Origin of the sequence: Flavobacterium sp. 123 (assembly GCF_003634825.1) — a bacterium.
In the GTDB taxonomy this organism is placed as follows: Bacteria; Bacteroidota; Bacteroidia; order Flavobacteriales; family Flavobacteriaceae; genus Flavobacterium.
Window position 1 is genome coordinate 1333225 of the sequence record NZ_RBXD01000001.1, and the last position, 26394, is coordinate 1359618.

Here is a 26394-nt window from a genome sequence, read left to right on the forward strand (position 1 = left end):
AATTAAACAAAATCTATTTAATTCAAATCCGATAGTATAAAATTATCATTAAAAAAACTATAATAATAAAAATTGATATAGGAAAAAAGGCGCATTTTTTAAACTTTATGTTGGTGCTACTTATTTTTTTATATTTTTGTCTTCAAACTTAAAAAACAGAAATTCATCAAAATGAAAAAAGCATTAGTAATTATCGCAGTTTCAATTTCACTTGTTGCTTGTAATAAACCCGCAGAAGTTAAGGAAGTAAAAACAGCTTACGTAGACACTTCTGAGTTAATGAAACAATATACAGAAGCAAAAGACCTTGAAGCTAAATACAAAGCTCAAGCAGAAGAAAAAGGAAGACAATTAGAAGCTGAGATTGCTCGTTTCAAACAAGATGCTGCTAGTTTTCAAAGTCAAGCACAAGCCAATGGTCAAGCATGGGCGCAACAAAAAGGTGCTGAATTACAAAAAAGAGAGCAACAATTAGGGTATGCGCAACAAGCATTAACTCAACAATTGCAACAAGAAAGCGGAAAAGAAATGGATTCTTTAGTAAGTGGAGTGAAAAAATTCATAAAAACCTACGGTAAAGAAAAAGGATACTCTTACATCTATGGTACAGGTGATGCTGCATCAATTTTGTACGCTGAAGATAAATATGATATAACAAAAGATATCATCAAAGAATTAAATGATAAATATAAAGCAGCTGCTCCAAAAGAAGAAAAAGCAGAAGCAAAAAAATAATTTCTATATTAATTCAAAAAATGCCTTTATCTGATTTAGATTAAAGGCATTTTTTTTGTTAAAAAATGATTCTTTTGTCTTTTTAAAAACTACATTAGGACTGCCTTTATAAATTAAAAATGAATAAATTAAGTCAAATTACGATTGCTTTTTGGATAATGAAAATTTGCGCAACTACTCTTGGAGAAACTGCAGGTGATTTACTATCTATGACATTAAATGTTGGTTATATTTTTAGTTCCGTTATTTTGCTGGTGTTCTTTTTTGTAACGCTTTCTATCCAATTATTGTCAAAAGAATTCAATCCTATTAAATATTGGGCAGTTATACTTGCTACAAGTACCGCAGGAACTACAATTTCTGATTTTTTAGACAGATCGTTAGGTTTAGGATATGCTTTAGGTTCTATAATCTTACTTTCGCTTTTACTACTAACTTTATTGTTTTGGTATTTAAGCGAAAAGTCATTGTCTGTAACGTCAATAAAATCTTTAAAAGGTGAGGTTTTTTATTGGATAGCAATTCTGTTTTCGAATACTTTGGGAACCGCATTAGGTGATTTTTTAGCAGATGATTCAGGATTAGGATTTTTTGGTGGCGCATTACTAATTGCAAGTTTATTATTGCTGATTGTTTTGTGCTCCTATTATACCAAAATATCTAAAATTGTTTTGTTCTGGATTGCGTTTATATTAACACGACCTTTTGGCGCTACTTTCGGGGATTTGCTTACTAAATCTTCTGAAAAAGGAGGACTAAATCTAGGTACGATTGGTTCTTCTTTAGTACTTTTTTTAATTCTTGTTTTTCTAATTTTTAAAGCCAATAACAAAAATAAAATAGATAAAGAAGTATCCAATTCTATTTAAATATCATCGCTTTTATATATACGCCCAATGCAAAACATTTCTGAAGCCGCAGCCTACACTTTACGATTTATCAATCAAACCCAGCGTTCTGTTTTCCTTACGGGAAAGGCAGGGACGGGAAAGACAACTCTTTTGAGGGAAATTATTCAAACAACTCATAAGAACACAGTTGTGGTGGCCCCAACAGGAATTGCGGCTTTAAATGCAGGTGGAGTGACAATTCATTCCATGTTTCAATTGCCTTTTGGCGGATTTATTCCAGATAATTCTTCTCCTCATTTTTCTGAAACTACTAAGTTTGAAACCAAAGCTACTTTGCGCAGACATTTCAAAATGGGTGGTTTGAAGAAATCGGTAATTAAAAATATGGAGTTGTTAATCATTGATGAAGTAAGTATGCTTCGTGCTGATTTGCTTGACGCTATGGATTTTATGATGCAAACTGTCCGAAAAAACAGCAATCCTTTTGGTGGAGTTCAGGTCTTGTATATTGGTGATTTATTACAATTACCACCAGTAATTCGTGATGAAGAATGGAAAACATTGCGAACGTATTACAAAGGAAAATTCTTTTTTCATTCGCATGTAGTGCAACAAAACCCGCCCTTATACATTGAATTATCAAAGATTTTTCGGCAGACGGATGATGCTTTTATTTCGGTTTTAAATAATTTGCGCAACAATCAAATTACAGCCGAAGACATTCAGGCTTTAAACCAATATGTAAAACCTGATTTTGATTTAAAAGCGAATAAAGGGTACATTACTTTAACAACTCATAATGCCAAAGCTGATTCTATGAACGCTCAAGCATTAGAGGATTTAGAAGAAAAATTAGTAACCTATAAACCTGAAATAACAGGAGATTTTCCAGATAAAATATTTCCGGTTGACGAGGAATTGCAGTTAAAAATTGGCGCCCAAATTATGTTTGTTAAAAACGATTTGTCTTTTGATAAGAATTATTTTAACGGAAAAATGGGCGTAATCAAATCACTGTCCAGTCACGAAATTCTTGTTCATTTTCCAGAAGAAAATAAAACTATTGAAGTCGAAAAATACGAATGGCAAAACATCCGCTATAAAGTTGATGAAAAAACCAAAGAAATTGAAGAAGAGGTTTTGGGAACATTTGTTCATTATCCGATAAAATTAGCTTGGGCAATAACGGTGCATAAAAGCCAAGGTTTGACATTTGACAAAGCAGCGCTCGATGTTTCGCAAGTTTTTCTTCCAGGGCAAGCCTATGTAGCATTGTCGCGTTTGCGGTCTTTAAATGGGCTTATTTTACTTTCTCCGTTAAGAATGAATGGTATTTCTAACGATCAGGATGTGATGGATTATTCTTTGAACAAAGCATCTGAAACTTTTTTAGAAAATGCGCTGCATTATGAAACTAAAAATTTTATTCATAATTACTTAATTAACAGTTTCGATTGGGATGAATTAGCTCAGGAATGGCGAAATCATCGATTCAGTTATACAGAAAATTCAGAAGCGTCTGCCAAGTCAAAAAATAGTAATTGGGCTAAAAAGCAGAGCATCGCAATTGAATCCCTTTTGGAACCATCTAAAAAATTCATTTTACAATTAAATAAACTATTTGCTAAAGAAACCGTAGACTTAAATCATGTTTTAGAAAGAATTGAGGCTGCTTTTAATTATTTTCTTTCTCCAATGGATCAATTGGTTTATGAAATTCTGTGGAAGATAGAAGAAGTTAAACGCACCAAAAAAGCAAAAGCTTTTTACGATGAATTAATTGTTTTGGAAGACCTACAAACTAAAGCTGTTTTGCGCTTGATGAAAGCAAAATTATTAATAGAAACAGTCGTTTCGGGCGAAACCATTTCAAAGGAAAAATTGACTTCTCCCGAAATAAAAAATTATATTTTTAAGAAAACTTCAGGTATTCAAGAAGAATTCAAAAATATAAATATCACCTTGATTGATGACCAGAAAGACGTGGAACGGTATACTTCAAAAAAGACTACGAAAAATAAAGAACCAAAAAAATCAACAGTTCAAGAAACTTATGAATTGTGGGTTGAAAAAAACGCTATTCAAGATATTGCGAGAATTAGGGTGTTAACGATTCAAACTATTTACTCGCATTTTGTAAAACTGATTCAAACGAAAGCTGTTGCAATTTCGGATGTTTTACCAGAGGATAAAGTACAAGAATTAGCGGATGCTTTTATGGGCTACAAGGAAGAATCTTTGAATGCTTTAATGGAAAATCATGGACATAAATTCTCTTGGGAAGAAGCGAGAATGTATAAAGCAAGTTTGAATTAAATAGACATAAAAAAACCTATTCGTTTAGAATAGGTTTTTATTTTATAAAGATTCAATTAAAATCCAAGCTTCGGGATTGTGTGTTTTTTGAATTTCAACTTTTGCTTTTTCAGCTTCAGCATAGGAGGCGTAACTTCCGTATAAAACAGGAAATAATCCGTGTTTATTTGGAGCAATTCGTCTTGCTTTAAAACCCATATGTGTCAAGTCTTCAAATATTTTTTGTGCATTTTCTTCTTTTCTAAATGCGCCAGCCATAATGTGATATGGTAGCTTTCCTTCTTTTACAGAAAGTGTTACAGCAGGCAATGGACTTTCGATAAAAAAAGTAGCTTCTTGTATTTTATTTTGAACTTGTTTTTGAACGGATGTTTCAACAATAACAGTTTCTGTTCTGATTTGATTTTGGTAAATTGGATAACAAATGCTTCCTGTTATTCCCAATCCTAAAACAAAAATAGCCGCATATTTTAAATACGAACTTGTTGTTCTTGCTTCTGGGACTAAAGTAATGGTTTCTTTCTCTTCAATTCCTTCAATTTGTTTTTCAAATTGCTCTCTTTTTACAAGAGGAGAAACAAAAGGAGTTAAACCAAATGAACTTGATAAATAGTTTGTTTGGTCGTAAGGAGTGAAAATTAAATTTTTATCTGCGTTCAAACAAAAATCACCTACGTTTTTCACAGAGAATAAACCGTTTTCTTGCAATGCTTTTTTCCAATTAAAAATCTCAAACTGAATAGCACTAACAGCGTACTCATAAGATGTTTTTTCTGCTTGAGCAATATGATTTGCTAGTAAGCCATCATTGTTTTTCAAATAGGCATTGAAAGAAATTATTTTCTTTGGCGGGAAAAACGAATTCGAACTTTCGTTTAATTGTGCGGATTGGATTTCAGTTAAAAAAGCTCCAAAACCAGGAACGGTTACACATTGATAACGGTATAAAAGCTGCGCGATGTAAAGTTCAATTTTCATAGTAACAAAGTTATACAACCAAAATAGTTATCAAAATTTTATTCACAATTTTTATTAACAATCTACTTTAAATTTTATAACTGTCAATTTCAAACAGTTATTAATTTTTTGTTCCAAATAGTTTAGAAAAATAATTTTAAATAGTTTGAAAAAGTAATAAAAAACTTATATTTAAAACATAAATAGAATCGTTTTTCTAATTTTAATCAATTCAAAAAAGGATTCAGAATAAAAAAATACAATTTTAAATATGGGAGATCAAGATTTGTTTCATTTGTTGGCTTTGCAAAGAGTAGAGGGTGTTGGTGATATTATAGCCAAAAAATTGATAACTCATTTTGGAGATGCCGAATCAGTTTTCAAGGCAAAAGCAGCGCAACTCAGCGGTATTGATGGTGTAGGTTCTGTATTATTGAAAAACTTAAAAGACAAATCTGTTTTTGAAAAGGCGAATAAGGAATTGGAATTTATTAAGTCAAAAGATATTAATGTAACTTACTTTCATGACAAACAGTATCCTGAACGATTAAAACATTGTATTGATGGTCCAATTTTGCTTTTTAGTTCAGGCAATATTAATTTAGAAAATAAAAAGATTATAAGTATTGTAGGGACACGGCAAATTACGTCCTACGGAATTGAATTTTGTAGAAAACTGATGGAAGAATTGGCGCCACTTGATCCAATAATTGTAAGTGGCTTTGCTTATGGAGTTGATATTGTTGCGCATCAGTTTGCGATGGAAAACAACTTGCAAACTATTGGAGTTGTTGCACACGGTTTGAACCAAATTTACCCAAAGACGCATAAGAAATACGTTGCTAAAGTAGAGCAAAATGGTGGTTTTATGACTGAATTTTGGAGTTCATCAAATCCAGACAAAGAAAATTTTGTTCGTAGAAATCGGATTGTAGCAGGAATGTCTGAAGCAACTATTGTTATTGAATCTGCCGATAGAGGCGGTTCTTTGATTACGGCTAATATAGCTAGTGATTACAATCGGGATGTTTTTGCAGTTCCAGGACGCGTTACGGATAAATACAGTCAAGGGTGTAACAATTTGATAAAAACTCAGAAAGCAAATGTGCTAACTAGTGCTGCAGATCTAATTTATATTCTGAATTGGGATTTAGATAAAGAAATTAAACCAATTCAAAAACAGCTATTTGTTACTTTGGATAATGACGAACAAAAGGTATACGATTATCTCTTGAAAACGGGCAAAGAAGTTATGGATAGTATCGCTTTACACTGTGATTTTCCTATTTATAGAATCTCAGGATTGCTGTTGAATATGGAGCTCAAAGGTTTAATACGACCGTTGCCAGGGAAATTGTTTGAGGCGATTTAATAATCAGTATTTAATAATCTTGCTTTATTTTTAACCATATATGCTATATAAGTTGTCATGAATTTCCGTCAACTAGCTTATAATTAAAATCTTACATAACTTATAGGGTTAATTTTTTTACTCTTTCAATAAATTCAACTTTAATTTTTAAACCATATAAGCTATATAAGTTGTCATGAAGTTCCGTCAACTAGCTTATAATTAAAATTTTATATAACTTATAGGGTTAATTTTTTTACTCTTTCAATAAATTCAACTTTAATTTTTAAACCATATAAGCTATATAAGTTGTCATGAAGTTTCGTCAACTAGCTTATAATTAAAATTTTATATAACTTATAGGGTTAATTTTTTTACTCTTTCAATAAATTCAACCTTAATTTTTAAACCATATAAGCTATATAAGTTGTAATGAATTTTCGTCAACTAGCTTATAATTAAAATCTTACATAACTTATATGGTTAATTTTTTTTATTCAAATCCTAATTTTTCTCTTACTCTACCTAAAACGCCATTAGCTACAAACGCCGCTTTTTCAGCACCAACTTTCAATAAAGTATCTACTTCAGGGAGGTTGTTCATGTAGTAATTGTATTTTTCTCTTTCGGTTTTGAACTTTTCAATGATTAATTCGAACAGAGCTTGTTTGGCGTGACCATAACCATAATTTCCACCAAGATAGTTGGCTTTCATAGCCTCAATTTGTTCTGGAGTTGCCAGTAAAGAGTATATTGCAAACGCATTACACGTATCAGGATTTTTTGGATCCTCAAGAGGCGTGCTGTCTGTTTCAATGCTCATTACTTGTTTGCGTAAGGCTTTATCGTCTAAGAAAATATTGATAATATTATTAGCAGATTTACTCATTTTTCCACCATTTGTACCTGGAATCAACATACTGTCTTCTTGAATTTTAGCTTCAGGAAGGACAAAAGTTTCTCCCATTTGATGGTTGAAACGAGAAGCGACATCGCGAGTAATTTCTAAGTGTTGTAATTGATCTTTTCCAACAGGAACAAATTCAGCATCGTAAAGTAAAATATCAGCAGCCATCAACATTGGATAGGAAAACAAACCTGCATTTACATCTTCTAATCTATCGGCTTTATCTTTGAAAGAATGTGCTAATGTCAAGCGTTGAAAAGGGAAAAAACAACTCAAATACCAAGACAATTCGGCTGTTTGTGGCACATCAGATTGTCTGTAAAAAACAACTTTATTAACGTCTAGACCACAAGCTAACCAAGCAGCTGCAGTACTATAAGTGTTCGTTCTTAAGGTTTCGCCGTTTTTTATTTGGGTTATCGAATGTAAATCGGCAATGAAAAGAAAAGATTCATTTTTTGGATTATTTGATAATGCTATTGCTGGAATAATTGCGCCAAGTAAGTTTCCTAAATGTGGTGTTCCTGTACTCTGAACGCCTGTAAGTATTTTTGCCATTGTAATTTTTTCTGAAACGCAAAGTTCGTAAAGTTTAAAGCGACTTTAGTAAAGTTTGCAATTTTTTTTATCAGAATTAAATAGAAAAAATAAAATTATTTATTAAAAGTAGACTTTATCGCTTTAAGCAGAGTTTGACTTGACCAACTGCTTGGAACAATCATACGACGAACTGTAAATTGAGGTTCAAGAGAATCTTTTTTTGTAGAAAGAATAAAAGCGAGCTTATAATTCTGTTTTTTTAGTTCTGCGATTGCTGCTGAATTCCAAGAGCCAAATGGGTACGCAAAATACTGTACGGGTTTTCCGGTTATGGCTTCTAATTTTTTTTGTGGTTTTATGAGTTGAATATCCCAGTCTTTTTTGGTGTATTTAGTAACGGGATGGTGATCCCATGTATGCGAAGCGATAACATGTCCGGTATTAGAGAGTGTTTTAATTTGTTCTTTGGTCATATATCCTGGACGATTTACAGCAACAGTCATGATAAAAAACACTCCTTTAAAACCGTATTTATTCATTTCGGTCGCGGCCAAATTGTAGTGTTCTTCGCGAGTATCGTCAAATGTAATCAGAATTGGTTTTGACGGCAAAGGCTTGTTGTTGATTAAATAGTTATACAATTGATCGGGCGAAATGGTTTTAAATCCATTATCCGATAAGGCTTTCATTTGTTCTGCAAAAGCTTTTGGAGTGACAGTATACGCTTTAATGGCTTCGCTTGCATTTGGTTTTATGGCTCGAATATTATGATAACATAAAACGGGAATTTCTTTTTTTATTTGATCTGAATGATTGAAACTTGTTAGAAACAACATCAATAAAATGGCGAATAAAATGGCTATTTTTTTCATAAGGCATGTAAGATTATTGATATTGTATGTAAATAGGTTTAGGAGTAAATTTCAATAACTCTTCAGGCGTGAACAAACCGTTGCGATTTGTTTTAGTATCATTTTTATAAAATAATTTAAAGCCTGTAAACTGAACAGGTTCTCTATAAATATAGGCTTTGTAGGTTGATTTTTTTAAAATTTTATCGCCAAAACCATCCATATTTATAACAACCTGTACTTCGGGAACTATTTTTATTTTTTTATAATTAGTCAGCATTCTTTGGGTAAAACGATGTACCACAAGAACTTTTGGCGGAAGCTTATTTTCGCGTACTATTTTTGTCAAAAAGTCAATAGCATCGTTGATATCATCTGCAGAAAAGGTTCCTATTTTGGTTCCGGGAGTTTCGCCATTTTTCATCGAAAATTCAGGATCAATTCCTAAATGAACATTTGGCATCATAAGATATTTTTGTAACGTTGGCACTTCTTCATTGATGGTGCTTTGTCCTACTTGAATGTCTAAAAAAACTAAAGCGTTTATTGATTTTGCCCAACTAAGAACCGTGTCAATTTGATGAAATGACATTCGTAAGCGATGTTTGTTGTTTTTTCCGTGTGAACTTTGGGCGGTAATAGCAATATAATGCAAGGCTGGAATGGTTTTTACAGAAGCATCTGCTGATTGCCATTTAGCAACTTCGTTTTGTAGTTTTTGTAGCATTTCTTTTTTAGGGAGTTCGCCTAAAATACCCATTCTTTTGGAATATAAATTCCCGTAGAAAGCAATAATTCTATTGTAAGGCAAAATGCTTCCTGGTAATGGATATACTGTTTTTACTGGCCATCTTCCACTGGTGTCATTGTTGCTTAAAGCAAAAATTCTTTTATTATAATCTGCGGTATCAATGGAAAGTGTTGATTTTTTTAAGACTGTATCTGACGAAACTAAATCTTCTTTTTTATTTTCTTCTGCTTTTTTATCCGTTGTCATAGTAGCAGTTCTTGCTTTGTCACAACTATTTGTAAAGCATAAAAAAAGTATAGCAATAATAGAAATGGGTACTATGTAAAATTGCTTTTTCATTGACAGGGTCCATTTTATTTGTCTAGTAAAGATAAGTGATTTTGCGAACTTTTTTAAGTCTTTGTAAAACAGATTTCTTTAGAAAAAGGGCATAAAAAAAGCCTAATTTTAGAATTAGGCTTTTTGATTAAAAAGGTATTATTATTTTACTTCGAAGGTATTATTATCTGGTTTTACGTCTGCCATTAATCCGCTAGGATCGATTGTGATTTTTTTGATAGCTGTTTTTGGCTTTGAAATATTAAATTCATACGTTGGATATGCCCAAGCCCAATCATTTAAAACAGTTCTTTTGACTGCTGGATTTGGATTTGCTTTTTCAAAACTCATCATTCGCAATGGAATGTAAAAGCTTTCAGAAGTTCCGTCATTATAATCAATTAGCAAATCAATTGGCATTGGCATTCTGCCTATTCTTTCTAGAGTAACGGTAGTTTTGTCCGCATTTTCTTTTACAGCAGTGATTCCATAATCAATTGTATTTGTAGTTTCGGTCCAATCTGTTAAATACCAGTCTAATTCAGCGCCAGAAACACGTTCAGCAGTTCTTTTGATATCGTTCGGTGTAGGATGTTTGAATTGAAAATCAGCATAGTATTTTTTAAGCGTTTTCATCAAGTTTTCTTTTCCAATCAGATATATTAATTGCGTCAAGAAAATTTCTCCTTTGCTATAGGAAGTTATACTGTACACTCTGTTTTCATCAAAACGATCTGCATGTGTGGTTTGAGGTAATTCTTTTCCGGAATTTGCCATTGATAAATAGCCTTTATAAGCTCCTGCAAATGGGTTTTCTTCTTTCTTTTCGGCAATTTCATTCATAGAATAATCTTCTAAGAAAGAAGTAAATCCTTCATCCATCCATCCGTGTTTGGATTCGTTTGAAGCTAAAATATGTTGAAACCAAGAATGTCCCATTTCATGTGCAACGAGACCTACAAGACCGTCAAAATTTCCGCCTCCTAAAATAAGGGTACACATAGCGTATTCCATTCCGCCATCGCCAGCTTGAATTACAGAGTATTGTTTGTAAGGATAATTACCAACAGTCTGGTTAAAAAGCGCCATCAATTGAACTGTTTTTGGCTCAAGATTTTTCCAGTTTTGAATGTATTTTGGGTCGTTTTTGTATAGAAAATGCAAATCAACATTATTAGGCCCTTTTACCACATCATGAATGTAATTTTTATCAGCTGCCCAAGTAAAATCATGCACCATTGGCGCAATAAAATGCCAAGTTAAGGTTTTTGATTTCTTTGGAGTTTTTACTACAATTCCTTCATCTTGATACCCGTGACCAATTTCGTTTTTGTTTTGCAAATATCCAGAACCGCCCAAAGTATAAGCAGCATCAATAGTTATATTGACATCAAAATCTCCCCAAACTCCATGAAATTCTCTTGCAATGTATGGATCTGCATGCCAGCCTTCAAAGTCGAATTCAGCTATTTTAGGATACCATTGTGCCATTGATAATTCCACTCCTTCTGAATTGTTTCTTCCAGAACGACGAATTTGTAAAGGAACTTGACCATTAAAATCTAAAGTAAAAGTGGTTTTTGAGTTCGGTAAAATGGGTTTTGCCAAAGTTACTTCAAGAATAGTCCCAACTTCTTTTGCATTAGCAGGAATACCATCTTGTTTGAAATTTGAAACTCGCAAATAGCCAATTTCATTAGGTTTTAAAGTTTTTATTCGGCTTTCTTTAATCTCTTTACCGTCAACTTTTATTTTATTGACCATTCTACCATCTGGATCTTTGATGCTTTGAATTCGGGCATCCATTTCGCTTCCTGGTTGAAAAGCATTATTGAATAAATGATAATATACTTTTTTTAGGGTATCAGAGGAATTATTAGTGTAAACTAATTGCTGGCTTCCTTTGTATTGATAGTTTTTTACATCAATGGAAACATCCATTTTGTAATCCACATGTTGTTGCCAATAGGTGTTTTGGGCAGAAACTGTTCCAAAACTTAAAGAAAATAAAGAGAATAGAAGAAGGTTTTTCATGCTTGGATAAAAATAAAAATGGAAGGGCAAGTTGCCCTTCCATGGTTTATAAATAGTTGAATGTTATTTTTTAGACATTTTTTCTGCCATTAATAAAGCATTGTATGCATTAACAATTTTTCCTGATTTAGATAAGTTAGTAAAAGGACGAGTATCATTTGCTTTTCCTCCAACAATAACATCTGTAGTAATTGCTACTCCAGAATCCATCAAAATATGTTTTACTTGTTGCGCAGATAATTCTGGATAATAAGAACGAATTAATGCCGCAACTCCAGCAGTGTTAGGAGAAGCCATTGATGTTCCTTGTAAATATTTATAAGAATCATTTGGCGTTGTAGCATAAATTTTCACTCCTGGAGCAAAAACATCTACATTGTTTTTACCGATATTTGAAAAACGAGCAACAACTTTGTCTCCGTATTCAAAATTTAAGGCGCCAATGGTGATTACATTATCTGCAAATTCTGTAACCTTGTCGTCAGAATCATTTGGGAAATTGTCATAAGAATCAATATCTTTTGCGTCGTTTCCTGCAGCATGAACGATTAATACATCTTTTTGTTCCGCGTATTTTATGGCATCATAAACCCATTGTTTATGAGGAGAAAAACTTTTTCCAAAACTTCCATTAATTACTTTTGCACCATTATCAACGGCATAGCGAATTCCAAGGGCAATATCTTTATCATATTCATCGCCATCTGGTACAGCACGAACAGTCAAAATTTCAACCTGATTTGCAATTCCATCACCACCTATATTGTTGTTTCTAACCTGAGCTACAATACCTGCAACATGCGTTCCATGAAGAATCCCGCTCTTGTCTGGTCCCATAACATTGTTGTTTCCATAAGTAGTATCAGTAATGTCTTCTGGATTATCGCCTAGAATTTCTCTATAGTTCGTTTTTAAATTTTCGCCACTTATTAAAGAATTAAATCCGTCTAGTTGTTTTTGAATGGCATCTTTTAATTCAACAATTGTCAAACCAAACGAAAACATTTTTTCCATTGAAGCCTTACTTTTTTGTAATTCAGGTTCTTCAGAAGCGATAGCTTTTACTTCGTCTAAAGTATAAACTGATTTGCCAAAATGTTTTACCAATGTTGCATCGCTTTCGTTTAGAGTTGTTAGCATTTGTTCTAAACGTGTTTTTCCAGATGCTGCGTCAGCTATTTTTTTATCATTTAACTCTTTTGCTGCTTGATACGTTGTTTCATTAACAAGATTTTTGTCTTTGATAATTCGCTCGTATTCATAATTTTCTTTGGTTATGTTTCCAAGAAAATTCCAACCATGAATATCATCTACATAGCCATTTTTATCATCATCAATCCCGTTTCCAGGAATTTCTTTTTTATTTGTCCAAACAACAGATTTTAAATCTTCATGTTCAATATCAACACCAGAATCTACAATTCCAACAATTACAGGCACTCCTTTTTTATTTTTTAATAATTCAGCATATGCTTTATCAACGCTCATTCCTGGAATAGTATCTTTAATAATATCCAAATGGCTCCAGCGTTTTAGATCGTTTTCACTTATTGGCGCTACTTTTTTAATGTTTAATGGTGCAGTAATAGCTACTGATGCAGTTGATGAAACTTGCTTTGAAGCACCACATCCCGCTAAAACTAAAAGAGCAAATGCAGAAAAGTAAATTGGTTTAATACAATTCATGTTTAATTATTTAAAGTTAAAAAAAGTGTCTAAAATAGGCATTTTTGTTATAAAAAAACAAATTATTAACACGAACTTAAGATTTCATCACAAGTAAATCGATCTTTAAGTCGAACGCCTCTTTCGGTTTTTTCAACGGTAATGATTTCGTTATGCGCATCATGTTCTAAAAACAAGTAATAATTATTTTCAGCAGCAGCGTTCATAAATTTTGTTTTTTCGGTCATAGTTAATAATGGCCTTGTGTCATATCCCATTACATAAGGAATAGGAATATGTCCAGCTGTAGCGACTAAATCTGCACAGAAAACAATGGTTTTGTCTTGGTATTTGATATGTGGAATCATTTGCTTTTCAGTATGGCCATCAGCAAAGAAAATTCCAAAACCCAATTCTGATTCTGAAAGAAAATCGCCCTCGGGTCTTTTTATAAAATTCAGTTGTCCACTTTCCTGCATAGGCAAAATATTTTCGGAAAGGAAAGATGCTTTTTCCCTAACATTTGGTTTGGTTGCCCATTCCCAGTGATTGTCATTACTCCAGAATTTAGCATTTTTGAAAGCAGGTTCGTAACCCGTTTTATCTTTATTCCACTGTACACTTCCGCCACAATGGTCAAAATGCAAATGCGTCATAAACACATCTGTAACATCATCCCGATGAAAACCATATTTAGCTAAGGATTTATCGATAGAATGGGTTCCCCAAAGCGAATAATAACCAAAAAACTTTTCAGATTGTTTGTTTCCCATACCCGTATCGATCAAAATCAAACGGTTGCCATCTTCAATCAATAAGCATCGGGCGGCAATGTCAATTAAATTGTTTTCGTCAGCAGGATTTGTTTTGTTCCAAATTGTTTTTGGCACTACACCAAACATAGCGCCACCATCTAATTTAAAATTGCCAGTTTCTATAGGATATAGTTTCATTTTCTGTAGTATAAAATTAAAAATAGTACTGCAATTTAGGCAAATTCATTCGGTTTTTAAGATAGACAAATAGAGTTTTTCTATTTTAAGATTAGTTATATAAATGTTATCAATTGTGGAAAAAGATTTTTATGTACTATCTTTGTCGTTAATTTAGACAAAATCAATATAAGCTATGATAAAGGTTTCTGATACTGCCAAAAAGAAAATCATCGATTTGATGAAAGATGATGGTTTTGACGCTACCGTTGATTACGTTAGAGTAGGCGTAAAAAGTGGTGGATGCTCAGGATTGTCTTATGATTTGAAATTCGACAAAACCAAGGGAGAAGACGATAAAATTTTTATAGATAATGACATCACTATTGCAGTAGAAAAAAAATCGTTTCTATATTTAGCTGGAACAATCTTAGAGTTTTCAGGCGGATTAAACGGAAAAGGATTTGTTTTCAATAATCCTAACGCAAGTAGAACTTGTGGTTGTGGGGAATCATTTTCACTATAGTCGAAAATCAAAAGTTATAAAGTCGCAAGACTAAAAATGACTTTTGACATTAGACTTTTAAACTTTAAGACTAAAAAAATATGTCAAAATATACCGAAGACGACTTAAAAATTGAACTCGAAACTAAAGAATACGAGTACGGATTTTATACTGATATAGAATCGGACACGTTTCCTATTGGTTTAAACGAAGATATCGTTCGCGCTATTTCTCTTAGAAAAGAAGAACCACAATGGATGACGGATTGGCGCATTGAGGCTTTTCGTGCTTGGGAGCAAATGACCGAACCAGAATGGGCAAATGTTCATTATCAAAAACCAGATTTCCAAGCAATTTCTTATTATTCAGCCCCAAAAAGCAAAGCTAAATACAATAGTCTTGATGAGGTAGATCCAGAATTGTTGGAAACTTTCAAAAAATTAGGAATTTCTCTTGACGAACAAAAAATGTTATCTGGAGTAGCTATGGATATTGTGGTTGACTCGGTTTCGGTAGCAACAACATTCAAGAAAACCTTAGGTGAAAAAGGAATTATATTCATGAGTATTTCTGAAGCAATTCGAGAACATCCTGAATTAGTTCAGAAGTATTTAGGAACAGTTGTCCCTCAAAAAGACAACTTTTATGCAGCCCTAAACTCAGCTGTTTTCTCTGACGGTTCGTTCTGTTATATTCCAAAAGGTGTTCGTTGTCCAATGGAATTATCAACCTATTTCCGTATCAATCAAGCAGGTACAGGTCAATTCGAAAGAACATTGGTTATTGCTGACGAAGGAAGTTACGTTTCTTATTTAGAAGGATGTACCGCTCCAAGTCGAGATGAAAATCAATTGCATGCCGCTGTGGTAGAATTAATTGCCATGGACGATGCCGAAATTAAATATTCAACAGTACAAAACTGGTATCCTGGAAATAAAGAAGGTAAAGGTGGGGTTTTCAATTTTGTGACCAAAAGAGGTTTGTGTGAGAAAAATGCAAAAATTTCATGGACACAAGTAGAAACCGGATCTGCTGTAACTTGGAAATATCCATCTTGTGTGCTTAAAGGAGATAATTCAGTAGGAGAATTTTATTCGATTGCTGTTACTAATAATTTCCAACAAGCAGATACAGGAACGAAGATGATTCACCTGGGTAAAAACACCAAATCAACTATTATCTCCAAAGGAATTTCTGCAGGAAAATCACAAAACAGTTACCGTGGTTTGGTACAAATTAGTGCTAGAGCTGATAACGCAAGAAACTTTTCACAATGTGATTCCTTGTTAATGGGTAACAATTGTGGTGCACATACTTTTCCTTACATCGAAAGCAAAAACCCAACGGCTAAAATTGAACATGAAGCTACGACAAGTAAAATTGGCGAAGACCAAGTTTTTTATTGCAACCAACGTGGAATTCCAACCGAAAAGGCAATTGCCTTAATCGTAAACGGTTTCAGTAAAGATGTATTGAATAAGTTACCAATGGAATTTGCAGTTGAAGCACAGAAATTACTGGAAATTTCGTTAGAAGGATCAGTAGGATAGAGGTTTGTTTAAAGTTTAAGGTTTAAGTTGTATAACCAGAATCGATTAGTAACTTTAAACAAAGAAAATTTTAAACTAAAAATATGGCAACAATTACTCGATTTGAAGATTTAGAAATTTGGCAGGAAGCCAGAAGATTAGCTAAGGAAATTCACATCATTAGTATTGAAACCGAATTGAAAAATGATTTTAGATTTAGAGATCAAATAAAAGCATCATCCGGTTCTGTAATGGATAACATCGCAGAGGGTTTTGAAAGAAATGGAAATTTAGAATTCAGACAATTTTTGTCAATCGCTAAAGGTTCAGCTGGAGAATCCCGATCACAATTATACAGAGTTTTAGATTTTAATTATATTAATGAAGAAAAATTTACTGCTTTAAGAATTGATTACGAGAATTTAAGCGGAAAAATAAACAATTTTATATCATATTTAAACAAAAAAGATTTTAAAGGCACCAAGTTTCAGTAAACACTAGAACTTTAAACTTTAAACTTTAAACAAAAGAAACAAGATGTTAAGTATAAAAAATTTACATGCCTCAATTGGGGATAAAGAAATATTAAAAGGAATTAACCTTGAAGTAAAAGCAGGAGAAATCCACGCGATAATGGGACCAAACGGTGCTGGAAAAAGTACCCTTTCGGCAATTATTGCAGGAAATGAAAATTACGAAGTAACTGAAGGCGAAATCCTTTTGGAAAACGAAGATATTTCAGAATTAGCTCCAGAAGAAAGAGCGCATAAAGGGGTTTTTCTTTCGTTTCAATATCCAGTTGAGATTCCAGGAGTTTCAGTAACGAACTTCATGAGAACTGCGATTAACGAAACGCGAAAAGCAAACGGTTTAGAAGAAATGCCAGCAAACCAAATGCTGAAAGTGATTCGTGAGAAATCAGAATTACTAGAAATCGACAGAAAATTTTTGTCTCGTTCTCTTAACGAAGGTTTTTCAGGTGGAGAGAAAAAACGTAATGAGATTTTTCAAATGGCAATGCTAGAACCAAAATTAGCTATTCTCGACGAAACCGATTCTGGTCTTGATATTGATGCACTTCGAATTGTGGCTAATGGTGTAAATAAATTGAAAAGTGATAAAAACGCTATTATCGTTATCACGCACTACCAACGTTTGTTAGACTATATCGTTCCTGATTTTGTTCACGTATTATACAATGGAAAAATTGTAAAATCAGGCACAAAAGAATTGGCTTACGAGCTTGAAGAAAAAGGATACGATTGGATTAAACAAGAACAAGAAGCTTAAAATTTGTTTAAAGTCTAAAATTTAAAGTTGTCTCAAGTTAACTTTAAGTTTTTAAACCTTAAACTTTAAACAAGAAAGAATATGGAATTGAAAGAAAAATTACTATCGTCTTTTATGGCTTTTGAAGAGCGTATTGATGTTCATTCAGAACTTCATGATGTGAGAACTTCGGCTATAAAAAACTTTGAAAATAAAGGGTTTCCAACTAAAAAAGACGAAGCTTGGAAATATACATCTCTAAATGCCATTTTAAAAAATGACTTTAGTGTATTCCCAAAAAACGAAACAACAATCGAATTCAGAGACGTAAAAAAATACTTTTTACACGAAATCGATACGTATAAAGTAGTCTTTATTGACGGTGTATTTAGTTCCCATTTGTCTTCAACTACTCACGACGGAGTAGATGTTTGCTTGATGTCATCAGCATTGAACAAACCAAAATACAAAATGGTTATTGATACTTATTTTAATAAAATTGCAAGTAAGGATGAAACGCTAACTTCTTTAAATACGGCTTTCGCCAATGAAGGAGCGTATATCAACATTCCTAAAAGCAAAGTGGCTGATAAGCCTATTGAGATCATGTATTTCTCTACTGGAACTGAAGCCGCACTTTTGGTACAACCTAGAAATTTGGTAATCGTTGGAGAGAATTCTCATGTTCAAATTATCGAAAGACATCAATGTTTAAATGACAATGCTGTTTTGACAAACTCTGTTACGGAGATTTTTGCTCAAAAACGCGCTATTGTTGATTTTTATAAAATTCAAAACGATAGTCTGGAAGCTAATTTAATTGACAATACTTACGTTTCTCAAAAACAAGAAAGTCACGTGTCTGTTCACACTTTCTCTTTTGGAGGAAATTTGACCAGAAACAACTTGAATTTCTATCATTTTGGAGAACGCTTGACGAGTACTTTAAACGGAATCACAATCATTGGCGAAAAGCAGCACGTAGATCATTATACATTAGTGAATCATGCAACGCCAAATTGCGAAAGTTTCCAAGATTATAAAGGAATCTATTCAGATCGTTCTACAGGTGTTTTCAACGGAAAAGTTTATGTGGAGAAAGAAGCACAAAAAACAAATGCCTTCCAAAAAAGCAATAACATTTTATTAAGCGATAAAGCAACGATAAATGCAAAACCACAATTAGAAATTTTTGCAGATGATGTAAAATGTTCTCACGGTTGTACGGTTGGACAATTAGACGAAACAGCAATGTTCTACATGCAGCAACGCGGAATTCCTAAGAAAGAAGCCAAAGCATTATTGATGTATGCGTTCTCGAATGCCGTAATTGAAAGCATCAAAATACCAGAACTCAAAAAACGAATTACCGCTATTATCGCTAATAAATTAGGTGTGAAATTGGGATTTGATTTGTAATATTAGTAATAGTTATAATTTTAAAAACCCGACAGACTTTAAAATCTGTCGGGTTTTTTTATTTCTTCAAACTCCCTATAATTCCACTCAATAATCCATTAAAATCAAACTCAGGATCTTCTTTCAAGCCCATCCGCACTACCACTAAATCCTGTGATGGAAAAACGGCAACCATTTGTCCTTGATATCCGCTGCAATAAAACATATCTTTTGGAACATCTGGAAACTTTCCGCCTGCGTTCAGCCAAAATTGAGCCCCATATTGACCGTTTGAGGTATTGGTTGGAGTTGCAGTATATTTCACCCAGTTTTCATTCAGGATTTGTTCGCCATTCCAATTGCCTTTGTGTAGGTACAATAATCCAAATTTTGACCAATCTCTTGTGGTTGCCCAACCGTAAGACGAACCCACATAATTTCCTGCCATATCCGTTTCAATAAGCATGGAATTCATCCCGATTTTATCAATTAGATTGGTGTACCAAAAATCCAAATATTCCTGATGTGTTTTGAACTGCTTACGCAAAATGCCAGATAATAAGTTGGTTGTTCCTGAAGAATAATACCAATGCGTGTTAGGTTTGTAGGCTGCTGGTTTTTCTAACTGTGAACGTGACATGTCTTCGGCTTGAAAAAGCATTTGCGTCGCATCACAAATTGTACTGTAGTTTTCAACCCATTCTAAACCAGAATTCATGTGTAATAAATCATTTGTAGTGATGAATTTGCGTTGGTCATTTGCCCATTCTGGCATTGGAGCGGGTTTATAAATATCAAACTTTCCTTGTTTTTCCAGAACTCCAAATACGGCGCTGGTAATACTTTTGGTCATTGACCAACCTAGTATTTTACTGTTTTTAGTGAAACCGGTATCGTATTTCTCAGCAATAATCTTGTCTTTGTAAATTACTAAAACGGAACGTGTTCTTTTCTTTTTTGCTCCTTTTGTATCAAAAGCATTGGCTACAGCCGCATTTAATTTGGCATAATCAATATTGGCAAAAACGGAGTCTTTAGGGTCATTATTCCCATACGGAAAAGGAAGATTATTGTTTAATTTATTTCTTTTTGGAACCAAATACGGTTTCGAAACATCAAAATCATCGTTAATTAAAGTCACCCCCAAACCATCGCGGTAAATTGCTTTTCGTTCTTTCAAACCATAAACAGATGCAGTTGCGAATTTTCCGTTTTCATCAATTTTATTCGTGGCCAAATCAATCATGTCGATGTCATTGTCGCCATTTTCTATTAATTCCTGAGAACGATGATCAATAAAATGTCCCGAAGCCATGCTTTTGGACGAAAATCCAGAAATTAAATCCAACTTGGGATAGGTGGTAAATCCAAAATAAAAAACCGTAATAAGAGATGCAAAACCAATAAGTTGGAGTAATTTTTTCATTTTTAAAGAATTGAAATTGATGCAATTTAACGAAAAAAAGATGATTTTTTTGTGAAGCGTTGTTCCTTTAATTTTATTAACAAGTGTTTGCTAAAAATTAATTTCAATTTTACTACTTTTGTATTTAGAAAAATTCTAAATAAAGCAATGTTAGACATTCAAAAAATAAGAGCTGATTTTCCAATTCTTTCACAAAAAGTGAACGGAAAGCCATTAGTGTATTTCGATAATGGAGCCACCTCGCAAAAACCACAAGTAGTGATTGATGCGATTTCAAAATATTATACAGAAATTAATGCCAATATTCACCGAGGGGTACATACCTTGAGTCAATTAGCAACGGATGCATACGAAGTTTCTCGTGGCAAAATTCAAAAACATATCAATGCTAAATTTGCGCATGAAGTATTGTTCACTTATGGAACTACACATGGTGTAAATTTAGTTGCCAATGGATTTGCAGCAATTTTAAAACCAGGCGATGAGGTTATCGTTTCGGCACTAGAACACCACAGTAATATTGTGCCATGGCAAATGTTATGTGAGAGAACAGGGGCTGTCCTAAAAGTGATTCCGATGAATCAAGAGGGAGAATTAATAATGAGCGAATTCGATAAATTACTTTCGAATAAAACTAAAATCGTTACTGTAAATCATATTTCAAATGCGTTGGGAACGATAAACCCAATCAAATATATGATTGACAAAGCACACGAGTTTGGTGCAGCGGTTTTTATTGATGGTGCTCAAGCTGTTCCGCATTTGAAACCGAATGTTCAGGAATTAGACTGTGATTTTTATGCTTTTTCAGGACATAAAATGTGTGGACCTACAGGAACTGGAATTTTATATGGAAAAGAAGCGTGGCTGAATAAATTACCACCTTATCAAGGGGGTGGTGAAATGATCAAGGAAGTAACTTTCGAGAAAACAACTTATGCTGATTTGCCTCATAAATTTGAAGCAGGAACACCTAATATAGCAGGAGGAATTGTTTTAGGAATAGCAGTTGATTATATGAATGAAATTGGTTTTGAAAACATTCAAAAACAGGAATTAGCTTTGCTAGAACATGCTACAAAACGTTTATTGGAAATTGAAGGACTGAAAATTTTTGGCACAGCCAAAGCAAAAACATCGGTGATTTCATTTAATATTGATGGAATTCATCCGTTTGATATTGGTACTATTATTGATAAATTAGGAATAGCGGTACGAACGGGACATCATTGTGCGCAACCAATTATGAATTTCTTTGAAATTCCAGGTACAATTCGCGCTTCGTTTGCCTTTTATAATACCAAAGAAGAAATTGACATCATGGTAGAGGCTATTAAAAAGGCTCAAATGATGCTGTCTTAAAAGCAAATAAATTATGAAAATAGCCATTACAATATTTTTGAGTATGTTTATAATGGGTAGTTGTGCTTGTCAAAAAAACACGGATATGAATACAGCCGTAATTGAATACAGTGCGCAATCAAGAGGAATATATCAAAAAGTTTTGGTTGAAAATCAAAAAGTTTTTGTTTCAAAAAATAGAGAAGAGAAAGCAGTTGAAATCAAAATATCAGATGCTGATTGGAAAGTATTGACAACAGAGTTTGAGAAGCTGAATTTAGAGGCTATTCCAAATTTGAAAGCACCTACAGAAAAACGATTTTATGACGGTGCGGCTATTGCCAATTTTAGAATTACATATAAAGGAAAAACCTTTGAAACCAAAGGGTTTGACCATGGATTTCCTCCATTAGAAATAAAAAAAATAGTAGTTAGATTAGTTTCATTTACCCAAAAATAAGTATGACCATAAAAGAAATACAAGAAGAGATTATTGACGAATTTTCGATGTTTGACGATTGGATGCAACGTTATGAATACATTATCGATTTAGGAAAAAGTCTTCCGTTGATTAAAGAAGAAGCGAAGACTGATGAAAATTTAATCAAAGGTTGCCAATCAAAAGTATGGCTTCAAGGGGAATATACAGATGACAAAATCGTTTTTACAGCAGATAGTGACGCGATTTTAACCAAAGGGATTATTGCGATATTGATTCGTGTTTTTTCCAATCAAAAAGCTTCTGATATTCTGAATGCTGATATGGATTTTATTGACGAGATTGGTTTAAAAGAACATTTATCACCAACGCGTGCTAATGGATTAGTCTCTATGATTAAAAATATTAAAATGTATGCTTTGGCATTCAACACAAAAAAATAATTTTGATAAAAACTTTTTTTCAACCATATAAGATATATAAGGTTTTGATTTAATAAAAAGTAATTTAGAAAAATATAAGATTGTTTTTTTTGAAAAAGTAAGAATTAACTTTGTTTTTATACTTTTGAATAAATTTATATTTTCAAAATATGATTACAAGGACATATCTAAAAGATTTAGTTTATCAAGTTAACGGATGTGCTATTGAAGTTCATAAGCATTTAGGTCCAGGTCTTTTAGAAAGTGTATATCATAAATGTCTCATAAAAGAGCTTAGTTTTAAAGGGCTTAATTTTCAATCAGAAATGATTGTGCCAATAAATTATAAAGATTTTGTAGTTGAATCAGATTTAAGATGTGATTTGTTTATTGAAGAAAGTCTCGTTCTTGAATTGAAAACAGTAGAAAAAGTATTGCCCATTCACGAAGCACAATTAATGACTTATATGAAACTTTTGAAAGTACCGATGGGTTTAATTATAAATTTCAATGTGAAACATATTTTTAATGAAGGTCAAAAAACATATGTTAATGAATTATATAGAAAGTTGGACGATTAATTATAAAATATAAATGAACTTATATAACTTATATGGTTCAAAAATAAAAACAAAAGACCATGTTCAATAGATGGTATAAAACTAAAATTATGACAGAAGAAATAAACACCACAGAATTAGGAGAAGCTATTGTACAAAAACTAAAAACAATATATGACCCTGAGATTCCAGTAGATATATATGAACTAGGATTGATTTATGATGTTATGGTTAATACGGATTATGAAGTAAAAATCCTGATGACCTTAACTTCTCCAAATTGCCCAGTTGCTGAAAGTTTACCTAGAGAAGTTGAAGAAAAAGTAAAATCGATTGAGCATGTAAAAGATGCTGATGTTGAAATCACCTTTGATCCGCCATGGAGTAAAGATTTAATGAGCGAAGAAGCAAAATTAGAATTGGGAATGCTTTAATAAGATACTCAAAGTTTAAAGTTTGAGGTAAGGAAACTTTGAACTTTAAATTATTTTAAACTTTTCAGAATGGAAGAAATAATCAATAAAGTAGCCAATAGTGTTTTGGAAGTTTTTGATCTTGAAGACTATTATCCGGAGGGAGTTAGGGCACAAATCGATATTTCACAATGGCTTTTGGATGGCTATGTTTTAAAGGAAAACGACTTTAGAGAGAAATTAAAAAATCATAATTGGTCGCAATATAAAGATCAATATGTGGCGGTTTCTTGTGGAACAGATGCCATTATTCCTGCATGGGCATCCATTTTAGTTACAATTCAATTAGTGCCTTATGCTAAAAAAATTGTCAATGGTTATAGGGAAGATTTGGACGCATCGCTTTATGAAGAGGTACTTTCAAAAATTGACTATTCTGTTTACAAAGACAAGCCAATTATCCTTAAAGGGTGTTCTAAAAAACCAGTGCCAATGCGTGCTTATATTTTAGCGGCCCAATATTTGCAGCCTTTTGCCAGAAGTATAATGTATGGCGAAGCATGTTCTGCAGTTCCTTTATATAAATCTAAAAAATAAGTAAATATTTTTAGATTTATATAAAGGATAATCCTACACCATTTTTGTTTTCATTATATTTGATTAGCAATTTAAAACCAAGAAAATGAAAAGTATTTTACTAGCGGCTATGTTAATAGCAACCGCTACATTAGCTCAGGCCCAAAATTTGGAGAAAGAGATTAAATCAATACCAGACATAACAAATGGGTGGAAAAAAAAGGGAAATGTTTCGTTTCTTTTTAATCAATCTAATTTCAATAATTGGATTGCTGGAGGCGAAAACAACATGTCAGGTAATTTAGGAATCAATTATGACTTTAATTACAAAAAAGACGATTTGAGTTGGGATAATAAAGTTCTTGCTTCTTATGGTTTATTACAGACAAAAAACGCCGATTTTGAAAAGAAAACGGACGACCGATTAGAATTAAACTCCATTTTAGGTAAAAAAGCATTTGGTGAATGGCATTATTCTTTTTTTCTAAATTTTAGAACACAATTTACAAAAGGATATTTATACGGGAAAGACCTAAACGGCGCAGAAATAAGAACGGAGAACACTGAATTTCTTTCGCCGGGTTATTTGACTTTTGGGCCCGGGATATTTTGGAAAAAAACAGACGCTTTTAAGGTCAATTTCGCACCATTGACTTCTAAATTTACTTTTGTAAATAAAGAGTACACTTCAAAAATCGGATATGTTGATGGAAGTTATTTTGGGATTGACGCGAATAAAGGCATGCGTTATGAATTGGGATTTTATACTTCAGTTTATTATAAGTTTAATATCATGGCCAATGTATCGGCTGAGAATACCCTAAATCTATATTCTAATTATCTGAATGAAATACAAAATGTTGATCTTGATTATTCGTTAGCGATTGTCATGCGAATTAACCGTTATTTATCCACTAATTTGAATTTTCAAGCCATTTATGATGACAACGCTTTTAAAGGATTTCAAACCAGAGAGGTTTTTGGATTAGGCGTTAATTTTGGTTTCTAATGAATAGTCTTAATTTTAAAAAGGCCTTTTGAGATACTCAAAAGGCCTTTTTTTATTCTTCTTTTTCAACAGCATCTTTATAATCAGGGTATAAAAATTTGTTATAAGGAAAACGAGTAATATGAATTTGTCGGACGGCTTCATAAACGCGTTCTCTGAATTCTTCGAAATTTTCTTTTTGAGTAGCTGATATAAATAACGCATTTTGCTCACCAACACGATTCATCCAAGTTGATTTCCATTCTTCCAGTGTGTAATGTCTGGTTGTTTTCTCCGTCATTAAATCATCTTCATCGATTGTCAAATGCTTGTATGCATCAATTTTATTGAAAACCATAATTGTTGGTTTATCGCTAGCTTTGATATCTAATAAAGTTTGGTTAACGGATGCGATATGATCTTCAAAATCTGGATGCGAAATATCAACAACATGCAATAATAAATCTGCTTCGCGAACTTCATCAAGGGTGCTTTTGAAAGAATCAACTAATTGTGTAGGGAGTTTTCTGATGAAACCAACCGTGTCAGAAAGTAAAAAAGGAAGGTTTTTAATAACCACTTTTCTAACAGTTGTATCCAAAGTTGCAAAAAGTTTATTTTCTACAAAAACATCACTTTTACCTACAGCATTCATCAAAGTTGATTTCCCAACATTAGTGTAACCTACTAAAGCTACACGAACCATAGCGCCACGATTACTGCGTTGCACGCCCATTTGTTTGTCAATAGTTTTTATTTTTTCCTTTAATAACGAAATCCTATCACGAACGATACGTCTGTCTGTTTCAATTTCTGTTTCCCCAGGTCCACGCATCCCGATTCCTCCTTTTTGACGTTCTAAGTGCGTCCATAAACCAGATAATCTAGGTAATAAATAAATACATTGCGCTAGTTCAACTTGGGTTCTAGCATAGGAAGTCTCGGCTCTTTGTGCAAAAATATCAAGAATAAGATTCGTTCTATCTAGAATTTTACAATCAATAATTTTAGATATATTTTTTTGTTGTGAGGGTGTTAATTCATCATCAAATACCAAGGTTGAAATGTCATTTTCTTTTACAAAAAGATTCATTTCATCTATTTTTCCAGTACCTAAAAAAGTCTTAGGATTAGGTTTGTCCATTTTTTGCCAAAAACGTTTCACTACTTGACCACCAGCCGTAAAAGTCAAAAACTCTAATTCGTCAAGATATTCGTTGAGTTTCTCTTCGCTTTGGTTTTGAGTTACGATGCCAACAATAGCTGTTTTTTCGAAATTTATTACTTCTTTTTCTAACATATCTTTGAATAAGCCACAAA

At 32.8% G+C, this 26394-nt stretch carries 25 protein-coding genes; 16 read left to right on the top strand and 9 right to left on the bottom strand.

The annotated features are described in order from the left end of the window. Nucleotides 1-171 precede the first annotated feature (171 nt). The 3 genes from C8C88_RS05970 (at nucleotide 172) to C8C88_RS05980 (ending at nucleotide 3902) form a co-directional block, all read left to right on the top strand. Entirely contained in the window at nucleotides 172-735 is a 564-nt protein-coding gene (locus C8C88_RS05970) for an OmpH family outer membrane protein (protein ID WP_121337235.1), read from the top strand. A 119-nt stretch (nucleotides 736-854) separates the two neighbouring features. Next, a complete protein-coding gene (locus C8C88_RS05975) occupies nucleotides 855-1604 on the top strand; it encodes a hypothetical protein (protein ID WP_121337236.1) in 750 nt (249 codons plus the stop codon). A 27-nt stretch (nucleotides 1605-1631) separates the two neighbouring features. Beyond that, nucleotides 1632-3902, top strand: a complete 2271-nt coding sequence (locus tag C8C88_RS05980; RefSeq protein ID WP_121337237.1) for a helix-turn-helix domain-containing protein — start codon at nucleotides 1632-1634, stop codon at nucleotides 3900-3902. Nucleotides 3903-3944: 42 nt separating this feature from the next. Here C8C88_RS05980 and C8C88_RS05985 read toward each other — a convergent pair whose 3' ends face one another. Next, on the bottom strand, nucleotides 3945-4880 hold the full coding sequence (locus C8C88_RS05985; RefSeq protein ID WP_121337238.1) for an SPOR domain-containing protein: 936 nt from the start codon (nucleotides 4878-4880) through the stop codon (nucleotides 3945-3947). A gap of 250 nt (nucleotides 4881-5130) precedes the next feature. Between C8C88_RS05985 and dprA the strand changes: the two genes are divergently transcribed. Further along, entirely contained in the window at nucleotides 5131-6231 is a 1101-nt protein-coding gene (gene dprA / locus C8C88_RS05990; protein WP_121337239.1) for a DNA-processing protein DprA, read from the top strand. Nucleotides 6232-6703: 472 nt separating this feature from the next. Here dprA and trpS read toward each other — a convergent pair whose 3' ends face one another. From trpS to C8C88_RS06020, 6 genes are all read right to left on the bottom strand, one after another. Further along, nucleotides 6704-7675 carry a tryptophan--tRNA ligase gene (gene trpS, locus C8C88_RS05995; protein ID WP_121337240.1) on the bottom strand — a complete coding sequence of 324 codons (972 nt, stop codon included), beginning with the start codon at nucleotides 7673-7675 and terminating at the stop codon, nucleotides 6704-6706. A gap of 95 nt (nucleotides 7676-7770) precedes the next feature. Next, the gene (locus C8C88_RS06000) at nucleotides 7771-8529 is read right to left on the bottom strand and encodes a polysaccharide deacetylase family protein (protein ID WP_121337241.1); all 759 of its coding nucleotides are present in this window, start codon (nucleotides 8527-8529) and stop codon (nucleotides 7771-7773) included. Nucleotides 8530-8542: 13 nt separating this feature from the next. Continuing rightward, the gene (locus C8C88_RS06005) at nucleotides 8543-9598 is read right to left on the bottom strand and encodes a hypothetical protein (protein ID WP_121337242.1); all 1056 of its coding nucleotides are present in this window, start codon (nucleotides 9596-9598) and stop codon (nucleotides 8543-8545) included. A gap of 141 nt (nucleotides 9599-9739) precedes the next feature. Beyond that, the gene (locus C8C88_RS06010) at nucleotides 9740-11611 is read right to left on the bottom strand and encodes a M1 family metallopeptidase (RefSeq protein WP_121337243.1); all 1872 of its coding nucleotides are present in this window, start codon (nucleotides 11609-11611) and stop codon (nucleotides 9740-9742) included. A 63-nt stretch (nucleotides 11612-11674) separates the two neighbouring features. Beyond that, complete coding sequence (locus C8C88_RS06015) at nucleotides 11675-13297, bottom strand: S8 family peptidase (RefSeq protein WP_121337244.1); 1623 nt, start codon at nucleotides 13295-13297, stop codon at nucleotides 11675-11677. A gap of 65 nt (nucleotides 13298-13362) precedes the next feature. Next, on the bottom strand, nucleotides 13363-14229 hold the full coding sequence (locus C8C88_RS06020) for an MBL fold metallo-hydrolase (RefSeq protein WP_121337245.1): 867 nt from the start codon (nucleotides 14227-14229) through the stop codon (nucleotides 13363-13365). A 175-nt stretch (nucleotides 14230-14404) separates the two neighbouring features. On the opposite strand from C8C88_RS06020, the gene C8C88_RS06025 reads away from it, so the two are divergent. The 5 genes from C8C88_RS06025 (at nucleotide 14405) to sufD (ending at nucleotide 18930) form a co-directional block, all read left to right on the top strand. Then, on the top strand, nucleotides 14405-14734 hold the full coding sequence (locus C8C88_RS06025; RefSeq protein ID WP_121337246.1) for an iron-sulfur cluster assembly accessory protein: 330 nt from the start codon (nucleotides 14405-14407) through the stop codon (nucleotides 14732-14734). An 80-nt stretch (nucleotides 14735-14814) separates the two neighbouring features. Next, entirely contained in the window at nucleotides 14815-16263 is a 1449-nt protein-coding gene (gene sufB, locus C8C88_RS06030) for a Fe-S cluster assembly protein SufB (RefSeq protein ID WP_121337247.1), read from the top strand. 83 nt (nucleotides 16264-16346) lie between these two features. Continuing rightward, nucleotides 16347-16736 (top strand): four helix bundle protein, encoded by a 390-nt coding sequence (locus C8C88_RS06035; RefSeq protein ID WP_121337248.1) that lies wholly within the window; start codon nucleotides 16347-16349, stop codon nucleotides 16734-16736. Nucleotides 16737-16779: 43 nt separating this feature from the next. After that, entirely contained in the window at nucleotides 16780-17532 is a 753-nt protein-coding gene (sufC, locus tag C8C88_RS06040; RefSeq protein ID WP_121337249.1) for a Fe-S cluster assembly ATPase SufC, read from the top strand. Between the two features lie 81 nt (nucleotides 17533-17613). Then, complete coding sequence (sufD, locus tag C8C88_RS06045; RefSeq protein WP_121337250.1) at nucleotides 17614-18930, top strand: Fe-S cluster assembly protein SufD; 1317 nt, start codon at nucleotides 17614-17616, stop codon at nucleotides 18928-18930. Nucleotides 18931-18988: 58 nt separating this feature from the next. Here sufD and C8C88_RS06050 read toward each other — a convergent pair whose 3' ends face one another. Further along, a complete protein-coding gene (locus tag C8C88_RS06050; RefSeq protein WP_121337251.1) occupies nucleotides 18989-20335 on the bottom strand; it encodes a serine hydrolase in 1347 nt (448 codons plus the stop codon). Nucleotides 20336-20482: 147 nt separating this feature from the next. Here C8C88_RS06050 and C8C88_RS06055 point away from each other — a divergent pair, with 147 nt between their 5' ends. The 7 genes from C8C88_RS06055 (at nucleotide 20483) to C8C88_RS06085 (ending at nucleotide 25095) form a co-directional block, all read left to right on the top strand. Continuing rightward, the gene (locus C8C88_RS06055) at nucleotides 20483-21697 is read left to right on the top strand and encodes an aminotransferase class V-fold PLP-dependent enzyme (RefSeq protein WP_121337252.1); all 1215 of its coding nucleotides are present in this window, start codon (nucleotides 20483-20485) and stop codon (nucleotides 21695-21697) included. A 13-nt stretch (nucleotides 21698-21710) separates the two neighbouring features. Further along, nucleotides 21711-22136: a hypothetical protein gene (locus C8C88_RS06060; RefSeq protein WP_121337253.1), complete on the top strand. Its 426-nt coding sequence runs from the start codon at nucleotides 21711-21713 to the stop codon at nucleotides 22134-22136. Nucleotides 22137-22138: 2 nt separating this feature from the next. Further along, on the top strand, nucleotides 22139-22558 hold the full coding sequence (locus C8C88_RS06065; protein WP_121337254.1) for a SufE family protein: 420 nt from the start codon (nucleotides 22139-22141) through the stop codon (nucleotides 22556-22558). Nucleotides 22559-22707: 149 nt separating this feature from the next. Beyond that, entirely contained in the window at nucleotides 22708-23118 is a 411-nt protein-coding gene (locus C8C88_RS06070; protein WP_121337255.1) for a GxxExxY protein, read from the top strand. Between the two features lie 89 nt (nucleotides 23119-23207). After that, on the top strand, nucleotides 23208-23531 hold the full coding sequence (locus C8C88_RS06075) for an SUF system Fe-S cluster assembly protein (protein WP_121338586.1): 324 nt from the start codon (nucleotides 23208-23210) through the stop codon (nucleotides 23529-23531). Nucleotides 23532-23600: 69 nt separating this feature from the next. After that, nucleotides 23601-24107: a DUF2480 family protein gene (locus tag C8C88_RS06080; RefSeq protein WP_121337256.1), complete on the top strand. Its 507-nt coding sequence runs from the start codon at nucleotides 23601-23603 to the stop codon at nucleotides 24105-24107. A gap of 85 nt (nucleotides 24108-24192) precedes the next feature. After that, nucleotides 24193-25095, top strand: coding sequence for a DUF3078 domain-containing protein (locus C8C88_RS06085; RefSeq protein ID WP_121337257.1), 903 nt, complete (start codon nucleotides 24193-24195; stop codon nucleotides 25093-25095). A 52-nt stretch (nucleotides 25096-25147) separates the two neighbouring features. Here the strand turns inward: C8C88_RS06085 and hflX are convergent, their stop codons facing one another. Next, nucleotides 25148-26374 carry a GTPase HflX gene (gene hflX / locus C8C88_RS06090; RefSeq protein WP_121337258.1) on the bottom strand — a complete coding sequence of 409 codons (1227 nt, stop codon included), beginning with the start codon at nucleotides 26372-26374 and terminating at the stop codon, nucleotides 25148-25150. Between the last annotated feature and the right edge of the window lie 20 nt (nucleotides 26375-26394).

Bases quoted from the DNA above. Each gene is read 5' to 3' on its own strand.
- C8C88_RS06000 (WP_121337241.1), bottom strand. From the start codon at position 8,529: ATGAAAAAAATAGCCATTTTATTCGCCATTTTATTGATGTTGTTTCTA.
- C8C88_RS06055 (WP_121337252.1), top strand. From the start codon at position 20,483: ATGTTAGACATTCAAAAAATAAGAGCTGATTTTCCAATTCTTTCACAA.
- C8C88_RS06085 (WP_121337257.1), top strand. From the start codon at position 24,193: ATGAAAAGTATTTTACTAGCGGCTATGTTAATAGCAACCGCTACATTA.
- sufB (WP_121337247.1), top strand. From the start codon at position 14,815: ATGTCAAAATATACCGAAGACGACTTAAAAATTGAACTCGAAACTAAA.
- C8C88_RS06020 (WP_121337245.1), bottom strand. From the start codon at position 14,229: ATGAAACTATATCCTATAGAAACTGGCAATTTTAAATTAGATGGTGGC.
- C8C88_RS06025 (WP_121337246.1), top strand. From the start codon at position 14,405: ATGATAAAGGTTTCTGATACTGCCAAAAAGAAAATCATCGATTTGATG.
- C8C88_RS06065 (WP_121337254.1), top strand. From the start codon at position 22,139: ATGACCATAAAAGAAATACAAGAAGAGATTATTGACGAATTTTCGATG.
- C8C88_RS05975 (WP_121337236.1), top strand. From the start codon at position 855: ATGAATAAATTAAGTCAAATTACGATTGCTTTTTGGATAATGAAAATT.
- C8C88_RS06015 (WP_121337244.1), bottom strand. From the start codon at position 13,297: ATGAATTGTATTAAACCAATTTACTTTTCTGCATTTGCTCTTTTAGTT.
- C8C88_RS05980 (WP_121337237.1), top strand. From the start codon at position 1,632: ATGCAAAACATTTCTGAAGCCGCAGCCTACACTTTACGATTTATCAAT.
- sufC (WP_121337249.1), top strand. From the start codon at position 16,780: ATGTTAAGTATAAAAAATTTACATGCCTCAATTGGGGATAAAGAAATA.
- hflX (WP_121337258.1), bottom strand. From the start codon at position 26,374: ATGTTAGAAAAAGAAGTAATAAATTTCGAAAAAACAGCTATTGTTGGC.
- C8C88_RS06035 (WP_121337248.1), top strand. From the start codon at position 16,347: ATGGCAACAATTACTCGATTTGAAGATTTAGAAATTTGGCAGGAAGCC.
- C8C88_RS06005 (WP_121337242.1), bottom strand. From the start codon at position 9,598: ATGAAAAAGCAATTTTACATAGTACCCATTTCTATTATTGCTATACTT.
- C8C88_RS05985 (WP_121337238.1), bottom strand. From the start codon at position 4,880: ATGAAAATTGAACTTTACATCGCGCAGCTTTTATACCGTTATCAATGT.
- C8C88_RS06060 (WP_121337253.1), top strand. From the start codon at position 21,711: ATGAAAATAGCCATTACAATATTTTTGAGTATGTTTATAATGGGTAGT.
- dprA (WP_121337239.1), top strand. From the start codon at position 5,131: ATGGGAGATCAAGATTTGTTTCATTTGTTGGCTTTGCAAAGAGTAGAG.
- sufD (WP_121337250.1), top strand. From the start codon at position 17,614: ATGGAATTGAAAGAAAAATTACTATCGTCTTTTATGGCTTTTGAAGAG.
- C8C88_RS05970 (WP_121337235.1), top strand. From the start codon at position 172: ATGAAAAAAGCATTAGTAATTATCGCAGTTTCAATTTCACTTGTTGCT.
- C8C88_RS06070 (WP_121337255.1), top strand. From the start codon at position 22,708: ATGATTACAAGGACATATCTAAAAGATTTAGTTTATCAAGTTAACGGA.
- C8C88_RS06050 (WP_121337251.1), bottom strand. From the start codon at position 20,335: ATGAAAAAATTACTCCAACTTATTGGTTTTGCATCTCTTATTACGGTT.
- trpS (WP_121337240.1), bottom strand. From the start codon at position 7,675: ATGGCAAAAATACTTACAGGCGTTCAGAGTACAGGAACACCACATTTA.
- C8C88_RS06010 (WP_121337243.1), bottom strand. From the start codon at position 11,611: ATGAAAAACCTTCTTCTATTCTCTTTATTTTCTTTAAGTTTTGGAACA.
- C8C88_RS06075 (WP_121338586.1), top strand. From the start codon at position 23,208: ATGACAGAAGAAATAAACACCACAGAATTAGGAGAAGCTATTGTACAA.
- C8C88_RS06080 (WP_121337256.1), top strand. From the start codon at position 23,601: ATGGAAGAAATAATCAATAAAGTAGCCAATAGTGTTTTGGAAGTTTTT.